Raw genomic sequence first — 20,902 nt, 5'->3', positions numbered from 1 at the left:
GTGATGTACAAACTTCATGCCGACTTGAATCAATTTTAGGAAATTAAGTATTAGCCTGATAAGCCTGAATCCGCTGGCCCATTTCTATAGCTAAGGCTTCAAGTCCAGATTTTGGTCGTATCATTACTTCAAAATCAATGATCTGACCTTCATCATTGAACTGAATCATGTCGATTCCCTTAAGTTTCTTATCGCCGACATTGGCGGAGAACTCAAGTACAACATTGTTACCATCTTCACTAAGAAATTCGCGGTGATAAGTAAAGTTTTCAAAGACCTGAACCACATTGGTCAAGATAAAAAATACAACCTGTTTCCCGGGATAAGGCTGAAAAGCCACGGGTGAGCGGAATACGACATCGTCCGCGAGGAGTTCATTCAATATGGACATGTCACGTGTTTCCAACATTTCATGCCAACGCATAATTGCAGTTTGGGTTGTTTGTAGTGTCATTATTATTTCCTTTTTGTTGTAAAGTCCCTCTTTGCAAATAGGGGGATTTAGGGGGATTCTGGTGTTTCAGAATAGAATCCTCTCCCTAACCCTCTCCTTTAACAAAGGAGAGGGAATGTTGCGAATCAACTTTCTTTCATGACAATTTCGCATGAAAGCAAAAACTGTCATCTTTTAAGTTTTATCAATTAAATCACCGCAGCCAATTCAGCACCCTGACGGATTGCACGTTTAGCATCCAGCTCACCTGCTTCTTTCGCACCACCAATGAGATGCACGTTTTTACCGGCAGCTTTTAGTTCATCAAACATGGCAGTATAAGATTCCTGACCAGCACAGATAATGACATTATCTACGTCTAACACTGCAGGTTGATCATTTACCATCACATGCAGACCTTGATCATCAATTTTTTCATAGCTTGCACCAGCAATCATTTTGACATTACGATGCTTTAAGCCAGCACGGTGAATCCAGCCTGTGGTTTTACCCAGACTTGAACCGACAGAAGCTGCTTTACGCTGCAATAAATAAATTTCACGTTCAGGCTGTTCTACATTGGCGGTCTTGAGTCCACCGACATTTTCATAGTTAGTATCGATTCCCCATTCATCATAGAATTTTTCCGGATTGACGCTACCACTTTCGGTCCCATGACTGAGCATCTCAGCCGTATCAAAGCCAATACCCCCTGCACCAATAATCGCTACACGCTGGCCGACTGGTTTACGCTCTCTTAGTACCTCCAGATAAGACAACACTTTAGGATGATCAATTCCAGGAATATCGAGCTGACGCGGTGTCACCCCAGTGGCAACCACAATGTCATCAAATTCGGCTGAAATCAGCTGATCAAAGGTCGCGGTGCAATTTAATTTCAATTGAATACGTGGTTGCAACTCAATCTGACGTTTGAAATAACGTAAGGTTTCATAAAACTCTTCCTTACCTGGAATGGTCTTCGCAATATTAAATTGCCCACCAATCTGCGCTGAAGCTTCGAATACAGTGACATGATGACCACGACCTGCTGCATAGATGGCAAAGCTTAAACCCGCTGGTCCTGCACCAATCACTGCAATATTTTTCGCTACATTGGTTTCTTTAAAGATCAGTTCAGTTTCATAACACGCGCGTGGATTCACCAGACAGGTAGCAATTTTCATCGAGAAAATATGATCCAGACAGGCCTGATTACAACCGATACAGGTATTAATTTCATCACTACGGCCCTGTTCTGCTTTTAAGACAAACTCAGAGTCTGCCAGCATTGGACGTGCCATTGACACCATATCAGCATCGCCTGTAGCCAGGACATATTCTGCCATTTCCGGCGTATTAATACGGTTAGAGGTAATAAGAGGAATACTCACCTGACCTTTTAGCTTGCGCGTAACCCAAGTAAAGGCCGCACGTGGCACTTTGGTAGCAATGGTCGGAATACGCGCTTCATGCCAGCCAATACCGGTATTAATAATCGTCGCGCCCGCTTTCTCAATGGCTTTGGCCAGTTGGATTACTTCTTCTAGAGTTGAACCGCCTTCAACCAGATCCAGCATGGAAAGACGATAGATAATAATAAAATTCTCACCGACCATTTCACGGGTACGGCGTACAATTTCAATCGGGAAACGGATACGGTTTTCATAACTACCACCCCATTCATCATCACGATGATTGGTACGCGCTGCGATGAACTCATTGATCAGGTAACCTTCTGAACCCATGATTTCGACACCGTCATAACCGGCGTATTGAGCCAGTCTGGCACAGTTGGCAAAGTCATCAATGGTTTGCTGCACTTCAGCAGAGCTTAAAGCATGCGGTTTGACTGGATTAATCGGTGCCTGAATTGGAGACGGCGCGACATTTTCCGCCTGATAAGAGTAACGGCCGGTATGCAGGATCTGCATGGCAATTTTCCCGCCAGCCTCATGCACGGCTTGAGTAATGATTTTATGCTTTTCAGCTTCTTCAATCGTGTCGAGCTTGGAACCGCCCTGAAAAGTGACGCCATGATCATTCGGTGAGATACCACCTGTCACAATTAATGCTACGCCACCCTTGGCGCGTTCTGCATAAAAGGCAGCCATCCGATTATAACCACCTGGTGCTTCTTCTAAGCCCACATGCATAGAGCCCATCAAGACACGGTTTTTAAGCGTGGTAAAACCTAGGTCCAGTGGGGCAAGTAAATTCGGATATTTAGACATTTCAACTCCCTAGCGTGCAGATGTGCTGGCTATTTTTATTCAGGCTGACTGATTTATTTCCATCAAGCATCAGCCTTATGCAACTTGTTGCACTAATTTATAGTGCAGAATTGATTTTTATGCAACATGTTGCATAATAATCCCGAGTCACTTTTTTGAGACGTTTATGTCTTTATCACATGTTTTACTCACCAGCCTGATTGAGAAACCGAGCACCGGCATTGAACTGGCACGCCGTTTTGACCGCTCCATGGGCTTCTTCTGGAATGCCACCCATCAGCAGATCTATCGTGAACTAAATGCCATGCTGCAAAAAGGCTGGATTTCGACCATAGAAGAGGAAGATTCTCATAGCCGTAAAAAAACCTATCAGGTAGAACGACTCGGCCGGGAAGAACTGGCTAACTGGATGCTGGAGCATAGCTCTCCTGCACAGCTTCGTGAAGAATTGATGGTTCGTCTGCGTGCAGAAGCCCAACTTGGCGGCAACAGCACCTTACCTGAACTGGAACGCCATCTAGAAATACATAAAGAAAAGCTTAAAACCTATCAGCATATTTTCGCCAAAGACTTTGCTCAAGCTGACGAAAATGACCGAACCCTGTATATTCATAAAATGATTCTGCAACTGGGTATTGATCAGGAACTGGGCTGGATTGCCTGGCTGGAACAGGTCATTCCCAGACTTAAACAATTCGATGTAGAAAAATTATAAATACGGAGATACGCATGCCCTTCTACACCATGGCAGATGGCGAACAGTTATTTGTACGTGAATACGGTCAGGGTCAACCGGTACTGGTCCTATCCGGTCTGGGCATGTTGAGCTGGCAATGGGCAGCTTTTCTCTATCCACATCAGAAAAACTTCCGCTTTATTATTCCTGAATGGCGCGGTTTTGGGGCGTCTAGTCACTGCAAAATCCCGCAAGACCTGGATGCGATTTCCAGTCACTGGCTTGATGTTCAGTCGGTGATCCAGCAGCTCAATTTAGATCAATTCATTGTAATTGCTTACTCTATGGGCGCGACAACCACCATGCATGGCCTGTGCTATGGGAACTTTGCCAAACACATAGCAGCTTATTTGCATATTGACCAAACACCGAAGATTCCGGTCGATAATGCCTGGGCATTTGGACTTTTTGGTCCACGCCATCAGGAATTTATTGAAATTTTGCAGCAGCTTTCAACATTACTTGCAGAACATCAGCATATTGAACTCATTCGGGATCTGGATAATTCAGTACGACAGCAAATTGCAGCATTATGGCTGCGCTTTATCCAGCTACAAAATGATCGTCCAGCCAGTTTGAAAGTATTTAAGTTCATCCTGAACCAACCTCGTCTGCAAAGCCTGCTCCTTCCTTCTAGCCGGGTGGATTATATGGCGTGGTACATCAATAATTATTTATATCATCAGGAAGATTATCGTGAAGCTCTGACGAAGCTTACTTGTCCAGTAACTTTCTTTAGCGGTGTGCAGTCAAAACTTTATCCTGTGGAAGGTCAGCGCCTAATTGCCCAAAGCCTGCCTCAGGCTAAACAGGTACTTTTTACAAAATCTGGCCATACCCCCTTACTGACCGAACCACTCAAATTTGCCAAGGAGCTCGGTATCTTTCTGAAAGACAATTTACAGTCGAGTTCATCAGCGGCCTAAAGATTCAGGAGAAGAAATCATGAAAAAACTGGTGGTGTTTTCAGGTGCTGGCATGAGTGCGGAAAGTGGGATTAACACCTTTCGTGACAGTGATGGGCTTTGGGAACAGTATCGTATAGAAGAAGTGGCCACACCGGAAGCTTGGGCTAAAAATCCGGAACTGGTGCAACGCTTTTATAATGCCCGACGTAAAAATATTCTGGAAGCACAGCCAAATGCAGCTCATCAACTCATTGCCGAACTTGAAGATGATTTTGATGTACATGTGATTACCCAGAATATTGATGATCTGCATGAACGTGCGGGAAGCTCCAAGGTCATTCACCTGCATGGTAATATCCGCCTAGCCAAAACCTCAGGCCCGAATTGTCAGTACACCACCGAGTTTTATCCGATTGAAGGGACTGAATTAGATTTAACTAAACACTTCTGTAAGGATGGCTATCCACTACGTCCACATGTAGTCTGGTTTGGCGAAGCAGTTCCTGCTTATGAAGAAGCACAAGATTGTGTACAGAATGCTGATATTTTTGTGGTCATTGGAACCAGTTTGCAAGTATATCCTGTTGCTGGTTTAATCCATGAGATTCCAGCTCACTCCACAGCTTACTATATTGATCCCAAAGCAGATCAACAGCATTTACCAGTTCAGTTTCACAAGATTTCCCAAACGGCCACAGAAGGCATGAAGACCTTACTTAAATTACTTGAGTCCGAGATCTAGTCATCATTCAAAATTCGTATTCTATAGTTGACAGTATGCAACAATCATTTTTTAATCAGCCTATTGTTGCAGGAATGGAATTAAACGATGCTGACTGATCTGGATGATTTTTACTGTTTTGCGCAGGTCGTTGAACATGGCGGCTTTAGTGCAGCCGAACGTGCCACCGATATTCCCAAATCCAAGCTCAGCCGCCGTGTTTATAATCTGGAAGAACGCCTTGGTGTCCGCCTGATTCAGCGTAGTTCTCGCCATTTTGCAGTCACTGATATTGGCATGAATATCTATCGACATGCACAAGTGATGCTCAGTGCAGCACAGGCCGCCCATGATCTGGTGGATCATCTCAGTACTGAACCGCGTGGTACCATTAAAATCAGCCTGCCCGTCTCCATTGCCCAGAATGAAATGGCAAAAATCCTGCCGGATTTCCTGAAAAAATATCCTGAAATTAAAGTCCAGATGATGATCACCAATCGACGTGTGGACATTATTAATGAAGGTTTTGATCTGGCCTTACGGGTACGGACCAGCCTGGATGATGATCCGAATCTGGTAATTCGTCAGTTTGAAAAAATTGAACAGCATCTGTTTGCCAGTCAGGGCTATTTAAATGAATTTGGCGATCTTAAAACACCTGAACAGCTCTCTGAACATAAAATTTTAAGCATGGCTGAGGAACATACTGAACAGTTCCTGATATTGCAGAATGAGCAGCAGCAACAGAAGAAAATCCGGATCAACCCGACCGTAATGGGATCAGACCTGAATATGCTGGCACAACTGGCAGCTTCAGGCTGTGGTATTACCTTATTGCCCGATAATGTCGTGCAGCAATATATAGAACGGGGCGAACTGGTTCGGGTACTTTCAGACTGGAAAACGGCACATGGAATTTTCCATCTGGTTTATCCTTCCCGTCGTGGTCTGTTACCAGCTGTAAGAGTATTTATTGATTATCTGGTTGAGCATCTGCATCTTGTATAAATAGACATATTTCCGGCAAAAAAAATAGCTCATTCTTGGGGAAAAATGAGCTAATAAAAACGATTCACTACAGCATGAAGTGAACGAAAGGAAACTACTACCGCCAAGCCAAATCTAATACACAGCAATCAGACATCTAACAAAGCAAATATCAACTAACTATAAATAGATTAAGAGAATTTGGCTGGTTAAACCACTTCTTCATGTAGTATTTTGTAGGCTTTTGTCATTAATAACACGTATGCTGTAATTTATGTAAGCTACTGTATTTCAATGCATAACATGAAAAATAATTTAAATTTCCGGATACTCGCCAGTGCCTTCTGGCCATGGTGATAACAGCTCAAAACCTGTGTCGGTTACAACTACCATGTGTTCCCATTGAGCTGACCAGGATTTATCTGCAGTCACGACTGTCCAGCCGTCCTTCAGCTCTTTAACACGTGCTTTACCCATGTTGACCATAGGTTCAATGGTAAAGACCATACCGGGTACCAGTTTGATGCCCTGACCTGGTTGTCCGTAATGCAGAATGTTTGGCTGTTCGTGATAAATTTTACCAATCCCATGACCACAATATTCACGCACAATGGTGTAGCCTTCACGCTGTGCAACAGACTGGATTGCATAACCAATATCGCCTAGGGTTGCGCCCGGTTTAACGGCATGAATCCCGGCAACCATAGCTTCATAAGTGGTTTCGACCAGACGTTTGGCTTCAGGAGTTGGTGTACCGACATAATACATTCGACTGGTATCGCCAAAATAACCGTCTTTAATGATCGCAACGTCAATATTAATAATATCGCCATCTTGCAAGACCGTATTCGGAGATGGAATACCATGACAAACCACTTCATTCGGTGAAATACAGGTGGTTTTGGTATAACCATAATAGCCAATATTAGCTGGCGTCACTTTTAGTGTATTGACGATAAAATCATGACAGATGTCATCCAGATATTCAGTTGTGACACCCGGCTTGACATGCTCCCCGATCATTTCCAAAACCTGTGCAGCCAAACGCCCAGATATACGTAATTTTTCGATATCTTGTTCGGTTTTCAGAGTAATCGCTGGAGCTCGCATGGATCTATCCTCAAGGTGAATCGGGAAATTATAGTCCTTTTTCAGCCAAGATGCGCATTTGTTCGCTCTGCATGACAATTCTTAAAACTTGCTCTAGAGAATCTCAATGCTGCTTATTTATACAAACAATAAGCTTAAAATGATGAAATGGAGCCTAAATGATTTATTTATTTAAAAATAAATTATAATTTTTTTAACTGAATATCAAAGATATATTTCTACCAAGCTTTTAAAGTTCATATTATCCGATCATCAAGATCAGTAAAATCAAGGCTTTCGGCATTAAATTAAACTCCAAAAATCATCATATATACACTAAAATCGCTTTCTTTTATTTATTTGTTCTCCCTCTATGACAAGTCTCCGTACAAGAGATATTGTGGCCTTAGGTTTTATGACCTTTGCACTGTTTATTGGTGCAGGCAACATTATCTTTCCACCGATTGTGGCTCAACAAGCCGGTGAGCATGTATGGTTAGCTGCCCTAGGTTTCCTGATTACGGCAGTTGGCCTACCTGTCATCACCATCGTGGCATTGTCACGTGTTGAAGGTTCAATCCAGATCTTAAGTTCTCCTTTAGGTAAAGCTGCCAGTCTTTTATTGACTGTCGTGTGTTATCTGACGGTTGGGCCTTTGTTTGCGACACCACGTACTGCAACCGTTTCTTATGAAATCGGCTTCTCTTCATACTTTGGCAATGCACCTAGCAATCTGCTGATCTATAGTGTGATCTATTTCGCTGTAGTGACTCTGGTTTCCCTTTATCCAAATAAGATTCTGGATACAGTTGGATACTTCCTGTCTCCAGTAAAAATTATCGCATTGATTATTTTAGGCGGTGCTGCAGTATTGATTCCTGCCGGCAAACCACCTGCTGCAGTGGGTAACTATGTTACAAGTCCGGTCACTGAAGGCATCGTTAATGGTTATCTGACCATGGATACCTTAGGTGCATTGGTCTTTGGTATTGTGATTGTGCGTGCGATTACTTCTCGTGGCGTAACGGATCGCAAGCTGATTACCAAATATGCAGTCAATGCAGCGATTATTTCTGGTATCGGTTTGACGCTGGTGTATCTCAGCCTGTTTAAACTAGGCTTAGGTAGTCATGATGTTGCCCCTAATGCTGCGAATGGTGCGATTATTCTGCATGCCTATGTACAACATGCTTTTGGTGATATGGGTGCTTATTTCCTTGCCACCATGATCTTTGTTGCCTGCATGGTGACTGCGATTGGCTTAACCTGTGCATGTGCTGAATACTTCTCCTCTATTACCAAACTGCCTTATAAAGCCTTTGTCTTTGTACTGGTCGGCTTCTCGCTGGTGATTTCAAATCTTGGTTTGACCAAACTAATTGCCGTGTCTGTGCCTGTATTGAGCGCGATTTATCCGCCTGCGATTGCAGTGATCCTGCTAAGCTTCTGCGGTCATTTCTTTAAAAAGCCTGCTCAAGTTGTTGCACCGACTACACTGGTTGCATTTATTTTCGGTGTTTTTGATGGGCTTAAAGTTGCTGGTCTTGAATTACCTGAATTGCTACAGAACTTACCGCTTTCTGAACAAAATATGGCATGGCTGATTCCATCTCTTATTGTTCTTGTCATTGCCGCTGTGATTGACCGCATCAGAAATTAATCTTTCTAAGAGGTCATAAAAATCGTATTTTTACCCAAAATCCGGTTTTAGCGTGATCAATATCTGTCAGGTTTTACCCAAACCGGCATTTATTGTTTACACCCTAACCTTCTCATCATAGCCAAATTGTATTTTAGAAAGCTTTATAAACTTTTAATCAATTATTTTAATTAGCTTCTTTCTTACTTCCGTTTTCATTCTTTAGCAGAAGATCAATACAACTCTCTATTTTACTGTTTTTTAAACATATTGTTTCCTGATTAAACCAACTCACCTTCATCATCCTACATAGACTTACATTCTCTGGATTATCTCTACAAATTTTTGGCGTAGAATTTGCTTTTCTCTATGGTAGCAATGATTGGTCACTTGCACACTTCAGTCGAACTGCCCTCGCTGAAATGTTAACGGTGATGATTCAGATGCAATCATTGATTAGTGCAGTAATACGACTAAAGGAGGCCTTTTTTAACTGTTAAAGTTCACTTAAATAGTTGCAAAGGTTGAAATTAAGAAGTACAACTGTATATTCAATTCAGACTAAATCAATAAGATTTACTCTTCAATAATACAAATAAACGGGAGGGATGGAGATGTTATCAGTACATTTCAAAAAGCAAGTCTTCATTGACGCTCTTAAGGCAAATACCAATCTGGTGACTTTCTTGAGCACCACGGTTGCGCTTATGCTGACCTTGATTGTGCATTGTTTAATTCAAGGCAATTTAAAATTTGAGTACGTCGGTTATGCCTTGATTGTGTCGGCAGCCTTTTTCTTATGGGCTGTGATTGACCAGAAATACCGATAATTTATTAATAAATTTATACCCCAGTGGATGATCTGGCCAGTCATCCATCTGGCAGAAAAGAAATAAATTGAGCTTAAAGCTCAAAAAATAAAATCAACTATTAAAAAATTAGAATAATCCGACCGCCGCCCCATAAAGAAGCACACTTGTTCCTCCTAATTCTGTAATAATTAAACCTAACATTGCCAAAGTCATAAGCACGCCCGGCAACTGAAATTTACCTAGTTGATGCGGTCGCTTAAACTGATTAGTGGTGTCTTTCAAAAACCCATGCAAGATATACGCACTAATCGAGAAACTGAAAAAGAGAACATTGATCAATACACAGATCAAATTAATCTGCGAAGATAGTGCTGAATAGTAAGCCAATACTGCCAGAATCAATGTCGCAGGGGCATAAAGCAGACTGCTGCGATGCGCAATATCCACATAATAATGCGCCCGTGAATTGACAGACTGGCGGATTTGCCAATACTTCCATACTCCGGTTAACATCCCCACCCATAAGAATATTCCACTAAAAATAATCGCGATCTTTACTGCCAGATCAAGTTCGATTCCCTGCATATTTTCATTCCGTTTTTATCATCGTACTGACTTTTTAGTCATTGTTTTAACAAGTTTCTTTGAAGAAGTCAGGTAAATTTAAGCATTCATTCTGATTCAAAAATATAGTGTAGCCCATGTCTGAATTCGAAACATTGACTCTAAAGTGCCAGGATGGCTATCAATTAAGTGCACGTTTTTATCCAGTCACTGAGACTGAAAGTAAGAAATCTCCCATATTAATCTGTCCTGCGACTGGCATTACCAAACAGTTTTATCATATTTTTAGCTGCTGGTTGCAAACTCAGGGTTATGCCGTAATGGTATTTGATTTTCGAGGTATTGGGGAATCTTTAAAAGGTTCGGTTAAGCAGTCTAAAGCCAGTATTGTGCAATGGGGACAACTGGACATTCCGGCTGCGATAGATGCGCTATTAGCTAAAACTCAGGCAGCAAAGGTCATCTTACTTGGTCATAGTGCTGGTGGACAGCTGCTGGGTATTGTCCCAAACTATGTCAAAGTGGAAAAAGTCGTGGCAATTGCCGGATCGACGGGTCATATTAAAGGTTTAAGGGGCCGCACCAAATTACTAGCGCCAGTGATGTTCAATATCATTTTCCCATTGGCACGTATCACTAAAGGCTATGGCCCAACCCAAGCGATTGGTATGGGTGAAAACCTGCCAAAAGATGTGGCACGTGAATGGGCAGAATTTTGTAGTAAACCAGGTTATATAATTAATGCGATTGGTAAAAAGATCGCACCAGCACATGACTATCATGCTCAGATCACCTGCCCGATCACATCAATCTGGGCGTCGGATGATGAAATCGCCACTCAAGCGAATGTCAAAGACTTGCTGCGCTTATATCCAAAAGCAGCCACAGAAATGATTGAGCTAAAGCCCCAAGAATATGGTCATAAAGGGATTGGCCATATGCTGATGTTCAAGAATTCACATCAAAACTTATGGCCAGTCATTGAGCAACAGTTATCTGCCTAAAGATGATTTAAATGGCTATTGATAGGTTAATGTGCTTTAATACGCTCAGTATGAGATGAGCCTCTTACAGTATGTGCCTCAGATGTGCATACGACTAGCCCCTAACCATGGGGCTTTTTCATGTCTATATGATTTTAAAGTTGTATTAAAATTTAACCGAAAAATGCAATGATGCTCTGAATCACCACAGCATTCACAATATCAATAAAAAATGCACCACACAGCGGTACGATCAAAAATGCTTTATGTGATGGACCATAACTATTGGTGACCGCCTGAATATTGGCAATCGCAGTCGGTGTTGCTCCCATACCAAAACCACAATGTCCTGCTACCAATACAGCGGCATCGTAATTTTTTCCCATGATTCTAAAGGTCACAATTGCGGTAAATAAAATCAGTACCGCTGTCTGCGCAAACAAAATGGTAATGAGCGGGCCTGCCAAATCGGCCAGTAACCAAAGTTGCAGTGACAGTAAAGCCATAGATAAATACAGAGACAATGACGCATTTCCGAATACATCAATAGCACGGTCGAAGATATCGACTTTTAGGACATGTTCCAGGAAGTTACGTACAATCACCCCTGTCCCTAAGGCCCAGACAAAGGTCGGCAGTTCAAACCATCTTCCCTGACTGATCTCTGTCATCTCATTCGCAACAAAAATACATAGCGCAAACATCCCCAAAGTCGACACTGCATTACTGGCTGTAATCAACCGGGTTTTCTTTGGATATTCGAAGGGTGCGGTGTTGATGCTAGTATCGAGTTGTTGCTCATTGGTCTCTTGCGCTACTGTCTCTGCCAATTGATTGCGTTTAATCAAGAATTTGGCAACCGGACCGCCCACAAGTCCACCAATAATCAAACCAAAAGTAGCGCTTGCCATTCCGAGGACAATTGCCCCCTGGATTCCATATTGAGTTTCCAGAACTTCACCCCAAGCACCGGCAGTACCATGACCCCCTGTTAAGGTAACAGAACCAACAATCAGACCAATCAATGGATCAAGCCCAAGTGCTGTAGCTAAGCTCATACCCACCGCATTTTGTACAACTACAAATAGAATGACACAGACCAGAAAGATCAGCAGTGATTTCCCGCCTTCTTTGAGCTTGGTAAAGTCTGCACTTAAACCAACAGAGGTAAAGAACATCAGCATCAAAATAGTTTGGATTTCTGAGTCAAATGTGGCACTGATATTAAAAAATTTATAGAGAATAAAAGCTGTAATCGCTGCGATCAGACCGCCGATTACGGGTTCGGGTAAGTTATAATTTCTAAAGAAGCCAATTTTACTAACCAGATACCGCCCAATGAAAAGAAAAAAAACTGCAATTACCAAGGTGCCAAAGGCATCGATTTCATAATTCATAATATTCCCTATTGGCTTTATTTTCATACAGTTTTAGGAAAATAGTATGAAAAATCAATTTTAGAAATGTTATGCAAGTTATTGTTTCTAGTAATTGTTTGATTTACAGCCTGAATAGAGACAATTAATGTGGTGGAATATCATAAACCCAGTTGCGTGCTTGCTGGTCAGTCGTAGTTTCACAAACATAATAATCATGATCCCAAGCATCTTGATGGAAGATTTCCTTTTTATGGTAAGTCACCTGTTTACCATTTTCGACGCAGACAAAGCTATCGCCTTGGTCTTTAACCTGAGTTCCATTGAGGAAACCACCAATGCAGAGGAATCGAGATTGTTTGGGCTTTTATGACAACTTTCAATAATTTTTAATATTTGAATTGCATGATATATTTAGTAAATGTGCAATTTGTAGAAGTTTTTAAATATATGCTTATCTGAAAAATGATATTGCTTTACATCCTTCATAAAACCACATTAGTACTACTAGCATATTATTAAATGTATCTTGATAAAACGCATATTGGAAAATCTCAGGATTATCTCCTTTTCTTTTAATATTCTTAAATTTATTAAAATAGTAATCCTCCATTTGACCTTGTTGTTCTATCCAATTCTTATCAGGGATTGGTGAAAATAAAGGAGTTGAGTGTACTGAACCCTTATACCTCTTTCCAAATTCATAATAATAAAGTCCTAGAGCACAACATCTTAAAACTTCTTTCAATCTATCCCTATCTACAGTTAATTCCAAAGCTTCAAAAATATCTTCTGACTCTGAATCTTTTATTTTTACTGCTCTAGCTGTCGATATTAATTTTTCTTTTAGTTTAGATATTCGATCCTTTCTACTCCAAGAACGCATTACCTTACTTTCAAAATTTAAAAGTCCATATTTACCTGTTTGAATTGTCATTGATAAAACATTCAACAGATATTCATCATCACCTGACTTCTTACAATTATGATTCACACATGAAGGTACTTTGATCAGTCCTTTTCTTAAATCTAAACTAATATCTTTTAAGTCTTTTTTTTCTGGAAATAAGCATTTTGGTGGCACGTGTTCTTTTGTTGTCGCCAAATTATCACACATATAGCAAGATTGATTATTCATATAAAAAAGCGTTCATAAGTCAGCCCTAATCATACTTCTTATTTAAATTATCTTTCAATTAAACAGTTAATTCTAAATCAATTTTTAGAGAAACTTTTTTCTGTATATCTTCTACAATCGCATTTGGTGCCACAGTAAACAATAACATTTCTAACAAATAAGGCTTACCACCTTGTTCATAGATTTCTTTAGAAAGCATTTTTATCAACTCACAATATTCATTATAAGCATTTTTATGACTACGGTATTTAGGGCTCTTTCCTGTCAGACGAAATATTGTTTGCATATCATATTTCATCAACTCACTATTTCGACTTTGTGGCTGACTAAACAGCTCCCACTCAGATGCATAATTAAATAGTAGCCAATTGAGTGAATAAATCACTCTTGAATCATAAATAACGTATTCACTGGGTTGAATGAAAGAAGCAACTTTAGAAAAAGATGAAATACGATCAAAAGATACTTTAGTAAGCGATTTTTCCTCAAGATCCTTTAAAAATTTCAAAATTTTGGCATCGTTCAGTTCATTACGTTTGAAAGAAGAAATCCCGCCCCACTCTTGAATTATCCAATAATAACCAGGTAAACAGTCACCTTTATTCAAGGCTTTATTGAAATGTTCTTTGAGATAAACATTTCTATCGAAGTTTGAGGATAAATAATCTGGAATTTGTATCGGGCAATTTTTGGGAATATCCCAATGATAATTTTTTATATCGTGTTGTGCTGATAATTCTTTTAAAATCGAAATAAGTTTGTACATCTTATAAATACTAAATAAAAAAATAAGGGCTGATAAATCAGCCCTTATTCTAAACTACTTTTTGATCAATTAAGCTAATTGAGCAGCAGCAATTTTCTTGGTATCGATGTCTTTAGCAGCATCTGTATACTCGCTCATCTTGTCGAAGTTCAAGTATTGGTAGATGTCAGCAGACATACTGTCGATTTGAGCAGCGTACTGTTGGTATTCTTCTGGAGAAGGTAATTTACCTAATACAGCAGCAACAGAAGCAAGCTCAGCAGATGCTAGGTAAACGTTAGCACCTTGACCTAGACGGTTCGGGAAGTTACGAGTAGATGTAGACACACAAGTAGTGTTTGGAGCTACACGTGCTTGGTTACCCATACATAATGAACAGCCTGGCATTTCAGTACGAGCGCCAGCTTTACCATAAGTATTGTAGAAACCTTCTTCCATCAATTGGTGTTCGTCCATACGAGTTGGTGGAGCCAACCATAGACGAGTAGATAAAGAACCACCAGGTACTTTGTCTAGAAGTTTACCAGCTGCACGGAAGTGACCGATGTTAGTCATACAAGAACCGATGAATACTTCATCAATTTTCACGCCTTGAACGTCAGAAAGAAGTTTCGCATCATCTGGGTCGTTCGGGCAGCAAAGAACTGGTTCTGTGATTGTAGAAAGGTCGATTTCATACACTTTAGTGTATTCAGCATCAGCATCAGCTTTAAGAAGTGATGGGTTAGCCAACCATTTTTCCATGTTCTCAACACGGCGCGCCATAGTACGAGCATCGCCATAGCCTTGTGAAATCATCCACTTCAGCATAGTGATGTTAGAACGTAGGTATTCAGCAACTTTCTCTTCAGAAAGAGTGATCGCACAACCAGCAGCAGAACGTTCAGCAGAAGCATCAGAAAGTTCGAATGCTTGCTCAACAGTCAGGTCAGTTTCCATTTCTGTCAGGTCAATCTCAAGGATACGGCCAGAGAAGATGTTTTTCTTACCTTTCTTCTCTACAGTCAGGTCACCTTCTTGGATCGCTACGTAAGGAATTGCATGAACTAGGTCACGTAGAGTGATACCAGGTTGCATTTTACCTTTGAACTTCACAAGAACAGATTCTGGCATATCAAGTGGCATAACACCAGTTGCTGCAGCGAATGCTACAAGACCAGAACCCGCTGGGAATGAGATACCGATTGGGAAACGAGTATGTGAGTCACCGCCAGTACCAACGGTATCTGGAAGAAGCATACGGTTTAACCAAGAGTGGATAATACCGTCACCTGGACGTAGAGAAACACCGCCACGGTTCATGATGAAATCAGGAAGCGTGTGTTGCATTTGAACGTCAACTGGTTTTGGATACGCAGCTGTGTGACAGAAAGATTGCATTACCAAGTCAGCAGAGAAGCCTAGGCAAGCCAAGTCTTTTAATTCGTCACGAGTCATCGGACCAGTAGTATCTTGAGAACCAACAGTAGTCATACGTGGTTCACAGTAAGTACCTGGACGGATACCTTGACCTTCAGGAAGACCACAAGCGCGACCAACCATCTTCTGAGCAAGGGTGAAGCCTTTGCCAGTGTCAGCAGGTTGTACTGGAGTACGGAACAGAGTTGAAGGCTCAAGACCAAGCTCTTCACGTGCTTTAGTTGTCAAACCACGACCGATGATCAGGTTAATACGACCACCCGCACGAACTTCGTCTAAAAGTACTGGAGTTTTAAGGTCAGCTTCAGCGATTTGAGCGCCGTCTTTGAACGCAGTTACTTTAGCAGCAGCCTTGTCGATTTTAAGAGTGATTTCATCACCCATGTTCATGTTTGCTACGTCGATTTCAACTGGTAACGCACCAGCGTCTTCCATAGTGTTGAAGAAAATCGGAGCAATTTTAGAACCTAAGCAATAACCGCCTTCTTTCTTGTTAGGAATGTGAGCGATTTCGTCACCGAAGAACCAAAGTACAGAGTTAGTTGCAGATTTACGAGAAGAACCTGTACCAACAACGTCACCTACGTAAGCAACTTTGTTGCCTTTCGCGATGAGATCTTTAATTTGGTTTAATGGACCAACTTCACCAGGAACTTCTGGGTTGATGCCATCACGTTCGTTTTTCAGCATTGCATTTGCGTGCAATGGAATGTCTGGACGGCTCCAAGCGTCTTGTGCTGGAGACAAGTCATCAGTATTCGTTTCGCCAGTTACTTTGAAAACTGTCAGTTTGATTTCTTCTGGAACGTCTGCACGGTTTGTGAACCATTCAGCGTCAGCCCATGATTGAAGAACAGCTTTTGCATTTGCATTACCTGCACGTGCTTTATCAGCTACGTCATGGAACGCATCAAATACAAGAAGCGTTTTTTTCAAAGCTTCAGCAGCAAGACCACCAAGCTCTGCGTCTTCTAGAAGTTCAACTAAAGGAGCAACGTTATAACCACCAAGCATAGTGCCCAGTAAGTAAACCGCACGTTCTTTAGAAACTAGTGGAGAAGTCGCTTCGCCTTTTGCCAATGCAGCTAAGAACGCAGCTTTTACGTATGCAGCTTGGTCAACACCCGCTGGAACACGGTTTTCAAGCAAGTCAACTAAGTATGCTTCTTCACCAGCTGGGGGATTTTTTAATAATTCAACTAATGCAGCAGTTTGAGCATCATCAAGTGGCTTCGGTGGGACTCCGAGTGCGGCACGTTCTTCAACGTGTTGGCGGTAAGCTTCTAGCACGGTGTTATTCCTCTTTTTTAAAAAATTACCTGTGAATTCCTGCTTTATAAAAGCTTCACAAATAATATGGACTCTAAAATTTTACTAAAATTCCAGTTAAAAGTTAATGCAAGTACAGTGTTTCTTTGTGATGCTCATTATTTTATAACTAAATGATGCTTATAAAGATCATTCAATAATCAAATCATCATCGCCTTGCATAATTTAAGTACAGATATGGCAACTTTTAACCAAATTTGACGCATAAAAAAGGCAACATCGATGTTGCCTGATTTACTTAGAAAAAGATACTCCACCTTAGTGGACTGTCGTCGAGTTCAAATATTGCTGAAAAGCGTCCCGACAACCCTCAAATTTTAATTCGCATTGATCTTCATAAGTCTGACTATGGTTGTTGCTGGCAAAGGAAATCTCGACCAGACAGCGTTTTTTGTCCTGCTCCAAGATCTGCTTAATCACGACCTTGTCTCCTACACTCAGGACATAGCGTCCGCCACCGATAATCGCCAATCCTTTTTCATCTTCTAACAGCAGATCTGAGTGATATAAATACTTCACGACGTCCATATTATTGTTCTCCTCAAGGCTTTGGAGTTAAATTCATTATTCAATATAAAGATAAGCATTTCTATATTTTAGATTTAGCAATTGTCACAAATTATATTTAATATTGCTTAGGCTATTTTTATTATTAGAAGAATTTTCTTATATCTATAAACCACTATTTATTTTGAATGATGATTTCTTAGTTTGTTTTATTTAAATATAAAAAACCGTTCCTTAGAACGGTTTGTAATCTGGCATTTTATCATGCGGTGTGGCGATACATTTTTCGGTAAATTCAGCGCGGACTTTCTCACGGGCTGCATCTACATCGGTCTTAATTTCCTGTTCCGGAAGTGCATAGACTTCATCGATAATATTCAGGATAAAACCGCGAGTAATGTCGTCATCAATCTTGTTGGCATGCTCAACAGCCTTTTCTTTCTCGATCGCATTCTGACGATCCAGCATAATGGTCCGTGCAGCATTCCCCACACTACGACAATAGCCATGCCACTGCTCTTCAGGGGTTAAAGGTTTTTTCTCTGCACAGCCGACCAGAGCAACCATCAGCGATAAAGCAAATAACTTTTTCATGAATTTCTCCTTCCGAGAGGCACTATAAGAGATCAGCACAGATTTGTCATTTAAAATGAAATTTCTACCTATTCTTATTGATACTGCCTGCTCGAAAGTAGCATTTCATATCTTAACCACAGCTGGCCTGAACTACTTTCTTAGTGGCTGGATCTACAGTGACCGTCACGCGCTCTTCACGATAATCCATAGTGACAGGCTGGCCAGGTGCAACCATGCGTACCATTTGAGCTTTGGTTTTTTCTTTGATTTGCGCTTCAGTTAAATTCGATTGACCCACCAGTGCAGCTGCCTGATCAGCGATACATTTAGGCTGGTTTGCTCGGAAATATTCCCATTCTTCGACCACTTGCCCATTTTTTATATGACAATAGCCCACTTGCCCATTAGTTTCATTACGGATTTCCAGCTTTCCACCCTGATTGATACAATAGGCACTCGCTGGATTGGCTGTTCCTAATGACGCAGAGTTTGAATCAGGCGACTGGGTTGTACTACAACCAGCAAGGAGGATGGATGCAAATAATCCGGACAAACCAGATAAAATTATTTTTTTCATGAGCGGTATTCTTCTAAAGGAATTCGCCTTTAATGTAGCATATTCCATTTATAGCGTCAGATCTGAAAAGGCTTGAGTGTTTGTAATTCTGTAAAAAGCGGCAGGATCATTTTTTAATATCATTAGGTTTAACCCCATTTAAGTTCTCACTATTTCCTATGATTTATATCAATCAATAATTAGCTTTTAAAAGTAATCTCTTTCTTAAACTAACTAAAATTTAGATTCAGTTAAATATTGGAATGGCTTCAAGATGACAATGTCATTACATTATTATACAAAGTGTTTATTACCTTTCATCAACCAAGGATTACTCTAATATTTTGTTTTTAGACTATTAAGCTAATTCTTGCCTCAGTTTTTTATCCTAGTCTTCTTTATGCGCTGAGCTTAGTGTTTGTACTAGCAATCATATTGATTTAATATTTGATTGAATTTTAAACTTTATCTCGGCATGCAAGACGATCTCCAGCTTTCCTTAAAAGAATACCTTTCTACGGTTCAGGAAGTAGTTAAAATCACTTTCGATACACCGGTGTGGGTCAAAGCTGAGATTCGAAATTTAAATATCAAAGCTGGCCATTACTATCTGGAACTGGCAGAAAAAGATCCTGACAATGATCAGGTCATTGCCAGTTGCCGGGCCACCATCTGGAAATTTGCTGCACAGAAAATTGTGACGCAATTTGAACGTGAAAGTGGTATTGAGCTAAGCCGGGACCTTAAGGTTTTAATCAAAGTCAAAGCCAGCTTTGATCCGCAATATGGGTTTTCCCTAAATATTGTAGAGATTGATTCTGGATATACCTTGGGAGATATAGCCCGACGTTATCAGCAGATTGTAGAAAGACTGACAACCGAAGGTCTGATTAATCGCAATAAAAATCTGCCTACACCTTTTGACCTAAACCGGATTCTGGTGATTGCTCCAGAAAAGGCTGCAGGTCTGGGCGATTTCAAGAAAGATGCTGATGCTTTACAAAAAGCTCAGGTATGCGAATTTATCTATCACAGTGCGACCTTTCAGGGAAATACGGCAGCGCAAAGCATCATGCAAAGCTTGGCACAAGCTTTAAAGCAGTGGGCACAAACTTATCATAACGCGCCTGACCTGATCGTAATCATTCGTGGCGGTGGTGCAGTCAATGATCTAGCTTATTTAAATGACTATGCATTGGCTGCCCTGCTCTGCAAACGTTCAGTTCCCGTCTGGGTTGGTATTGGTCATGAAAAAGACAGGACGATTCTGGATGAAATTGCTCATCGTTCTTTCGACACACCAAGTAAAGTGATTGCTGGAATTCGCAATCATGTCGTCGAGCTGACGCAAGAAGTTATAAATAACCTGCAAAGTATCCAGAGACTTTCTCAACAGCAAATTCAAGCTTATCAAAGCCAGAATGAGCAATATCTAAAGCTAATCCAAAATTTGGCCAATCACCAGATTATGAATGCCTTGCAACGTTTAGAGCAGCTCAAGTCCAACACCTCTAACCTTGCCCAGCAACAGACCCAACTGATTAACCAGCAGCTAGATGCCCTGATGCGGGAAACACTGCTGCAAAATCCCAAACATGTTTTGTCCAAAGGCTATGCCATTGTGCGCCAGCAAGAACATGTGGTTCGTTCAATCCATCAAATTGATGTCCAACAACCCGTTCAGGTTGAATTACACGATGGCCTATTTTCAGCACAACTTACGCAGGTAACTCCCCATGAGTCATGATACTTTGAGCTTTCAGGAAGGCTATGACATCTTGAAAAAGAATGCTGAATTACTTGAATCTCAGCAAGAACCAGATATTGATAATCTGATGAAAATCGTTGAAGAGTCTATGCAGGCGTATAAAGCCTGTAAATCTCGAGTGGAAGCTGTTCAGAATGCACTAAACGAGACCTTTAAGGATTAATTTTATTAAATACCTTAAATCAGTATAGCCTGATGATTTAAATGCTTAGGCTATTTTTAAATCTCTTGCCTATAAAAAACCGCTCATAGAGAGTAATGCCAGTCAGTTAAGCAAATATTAGTAAAATGTAGTAAAAATGAGTGTATGTAAATACGCTCATTTTTTTATGACTTTATCTGAAAATTTAGATTGCACCCT

Annotated in this window: 21 protein-coding genes; 9 read left to right on the top strand and 12 right to left on the bottom strand. The window is 40.9% G+C overall.

Annotated elements, in window-relative coordinates; translation table 11 throughout:
- Window positions 1-43 precede the first annotated feature (43 nt).
- Both FTV13_RS14030 and FTV13_RS14025 read right to left on the bottom strand, forming a co-directional pair.
- Window positions 44-454 carry a nuclear transport factor 2 family protein gene (locus FTV13_RS14030; protein WP_179993002.1) on the bottom strand — a complete coding sequence of 137 codons (411 nt, stop codon included), beginning with the start codon at window positions 452-454 and terminating at the stop codon, window positions 44-46.
- Window positions 455-642: 188 nt separating this feature from the next.
- Complete coding sequence (locus tag FTV13_RS14025) at window positions 643-2,667, bottom strand: NADPH-dependent 2,4-dienoyl-CoA reductase (RefSeq protein ID WP_179993003.1); 2,025 nt, start codon at window positions 2,665-2,667, stop codon at window positions 643-645.
- A gap of 166 nt (window positions 2,668-2,833) precedes the next feature.
- Between FTV13_RS14025 and FTV13_RS14020 the strand changes: the two genes are divergently transcribed.
- The 4 genes from FTV13_RS14020 to FTV13_RS14005 all read left to right on the top strand — a co-directional run bounded on the left by FTV13_RS14020 (window position 2,834) and on the right by FTV13_RS14005 (window position 6,040).
- The gene (locus FTV13_RS14020) at window positions 2,834-3,382 is read left to right on the top strand and encodes a PadR family transcriptional regulator (RefSeq protein ID WP_166134890.1); all 549 of its coding nucleotides are present in this window, start codon (window positions 2,834-2,836) and stop codon (window positions 3,380-3,382) included.
- 14 nt (window positions 3,383-3,396) lie between these two features.
- Window positions 3,397-4,329, top strand: coding sequence for an alpha/beta fold hydrolase (locus FTV13_RS14015; protein WP_180012374.1), 933 nt, complete (start codon window positions 3,397-3,399; stop codon window positions 4,327-4,329).
- 19 nt (window positions 4,330-4,348) lie between these two features.
- On the top strand, window positions 4,349-5,053 hold the full coding sequence (locus FTV13_RS14010; protein WP_179993005.1) for an NAD-dependent deacylase: 705 nt from the start codon (window positions 4,349-4,351) through the stop codon (window positions 5,051-5,053).
- A gap of 87 nt (window positions 5,054-5,140) precedes the next feature.
- Window positions 5,141-6,040, top strand: a complete 900-nt coding sequence (locus FTV13_RS14005) for a LysR substrate-binding domain-containing protein (protein ID WP_166134896.1) — start codon at window positions 5,141-5,143, stop codon at window positions 6,038-6,040.
- A gap of 294 nt (window positions 6,041-6,334) precedes the next feature.
- Here the strand turns inward: FTV13_RS14005 and map are convergent, their stop codons facing one another.
- On the bottom strand, window positions 6,335-7,129 hold the full coding sequence (map, locus tag FTV13_RS14000) for a type I methionyl aminopeptidase (RefSeq protein WP_179993006.1): 795 nt from the start codon (window positions 7,127-7,129) through the stop codon (window positions 6,335-6,337).
- Between the two features lie 352 nt (window positions 7,130-7,481).
- Between map and brnQ the strand changes: the two genes are divergently transcribed.
- Window positions 7,482-8,768 (top strand): branched-chain amino acid transport system II carrier protein, encoded by a 1,287-nt coding sequence (brnQ, locus tag FTV13_RS13995; RefSeq protein ID WP_159123164.1) that lies wholly within the window; start codon window positions 7,482-7,484, stop codon window positions 8,766-8,768.
- Between the two features lie 593 nt (window positions 8,769-9,361).
- The gene (locus tag FTV13_RS13990) at window positions 9,362-9,577 is read left to right on the top strand and encodes a hypothetical protein (protein ID WP_004783783.1); all 216 of its coding nucleotides are present in this window, start codon (window positions 9,362-9,364) and stop codon (window positions 9,575-9,577) included.
- 108 nt (window positions 9,578-9,685) lie between these two features.
- Here FTV13_RS13990 and FTV13_RS13985 read toward each other — a convergent pair whose 3' ends face one another.
- Complete coding sequence (locus tag FTV13_RS13985; protein WP_179993007.1) at window positions 9,686-10,144, bottom strand: hypothetical protein; 459 nt, start codon at window positions 10,142-10,144, stop codon at window positions 9,686-9,688.
- 116 nt (window positions 10,145-10,260) lie between these two features.
- On the opposite strand from FTV13_RS13985, the gene FTV13_RS13980 reads away from it, so the two are divergent.
- Window positions 10,261-11,127, top strand: coding sequence for an alpha/beta fold hydrolase (locus FTV13_RS13980; RefSeq protein ID WP_179993008.1), 867 nt, complete (start codon window positions 10,261-10,263; stop codon window positions 11,125-11,127).
- A gap of 152 nt (window positions 11,128-11,279) precedes the next feature.
- Here the strand turns inward: FTV13_RS13980 and gltS are convergent, their stop codons facing one another.
- From gltS to FTV13_RS13940, 8 genes are all read right to left on the bottom strand, one after another.
- Window positions 11,280-12,503, bottom strand: a complete 1,224-nt coding sequence (gene gltS / locus FTV13_RS13975; RefSeq protein ID WP_104484060.1) for a sodium/glutamate symporter — start codon at window positions 12,501-12,503, stop codon at window positions 11,280-11,282.
- Between the two features lie 124 nt (window positions 12,504-12,627).
- Window positions 12,628-12,822, bottom strand: coding sequence for a hypothetical protein (locus FTV13_RS13970; RefSeq protein ID WP_179993012.1), 195 nt, complete (start codon window positions 12,820-12,822; stop codon window positions 12,628-12,630).
- 114 nt (window positions 12,823-12,936) lie between these two features.
- On the bottom strand, window positions 12,937-13,620 hold the full coding sequence (locus FTV13_RS13965; RefSeq protein ID WP_257218526.1) for a hypothetical protein: 684 nt from the start codon (window positions 13,618-13,620) through the stop codon (window positions 12,937-12,939).
- A 58-nt stretch (window positions 13,621-13,678) separates the two neighbouring features.
- Entirely contained in the window at window positions 13,679-14,386 is a 708-nt protein-coding gene (locus FTV13_RS13960) for a hypothetical protein (RefSeq protein ID WP_179993009.1), read from the bottom strand.
- A gap of 69 nt (window positions 14,387-14,455) precedes the next feature.
- Complete coding sequence (locus FTV13_RS13955) at window positions 14,456-17,095, bottom strand: bifunctional aconitate hydratase 2/2-methylisocitrate dehydratase (RefSeq protein ID WP_004783803.1); 2,640 nt, start codon at window positions 17,093-17,095, stop codon at window positions 14,456-14,458.
- 297 nt (window positions 17,096-17,392) lie between these two features.
- Window positions 17,393-17,662 carry a hypothetical protein gene (locus FTV13_RS13950; RefSeq protein ID WP_004783805.1) on the bottom strand — a complete coding sequence of 90 codons (270 nt, stop codon included), beginning with the start codon at window positions 17,660-17,662 and terminating at the stop codon, window positions 17,393-17,395.
- Window positions 17,663-17,875: 213 nt separating this feature from the next.
- Entirely contained in the window at window positions 17,876-18,235 is a 360-nt protein-coding gene (locus FTV13_RS13945; protein ID WP_004783806.1) for a hypothetical protein, read from the bottom strand.
- Window positions 18,236-18,347: 112 nt separating this feature from the next.
- The gene (locus FTV13_RS13940; protein ID WP_004783808.1) at window positions 18,348-18,794 is read right to left on the bottom strand and encodes an I78 family peptidase inhibitor; all 447 of its coding nucleotides are present in this window, start codon (window positions 18,792-18,794) and stop codon (window positions 18,348-18,350) included.
- A 454-nt stretch (window positions 18,795-19,248) separates the two neighbouring features.
- Here FTV13_RS13940 and xseA point away from each other — a divergent pair, with 454 nt between their 5' ends.
- Both xseA and xseB read left to right on the top strand, forming a co-directional pair.
- Window positions 19,249-20,520, top strand: coding sequence for an exodeoxyribonuclease VII large subunit (gene xseA / locus FTV13_RS13935; protein WP_180012372.1), 1,272 nt, complete (start codon window positions 19,249-19,251; stop codon window positions 20,518-20,520).
- Window positions 20,510-20,704 carry an exodeoxyribonuclease VII small subunit gene (xseB, locus tag FTV13_RS13930; protein WP_005235956.1) on the top strand — a complete coding sequence of 65 codons (195 nt, stop codon included), beginning with the start codon at window positions 20,510-20,512 and terminating at the stop codon, window positions 20,702-20,704. The genes xseA and xseB overlap by 11 nt, the downstream gene beginning before the upstream one ends.
- Window positions 20,705-20,902: the final 198 nt, after the last annotated feature.

The organism is Acinetobacter sp. YH12235 (assembly GCF_013417705.1).
Lineage (GTDB): Bacteria > Pseudomonadota > Gammaproteobacteria > Pseudomonadales > Moraxellaceae > Acinetobacter.
The sequence above is the reverse complement of the archived record's forward strand: the minus strand, read 5'-3'. Positions and strand labels throughout refer to the sequence as shown.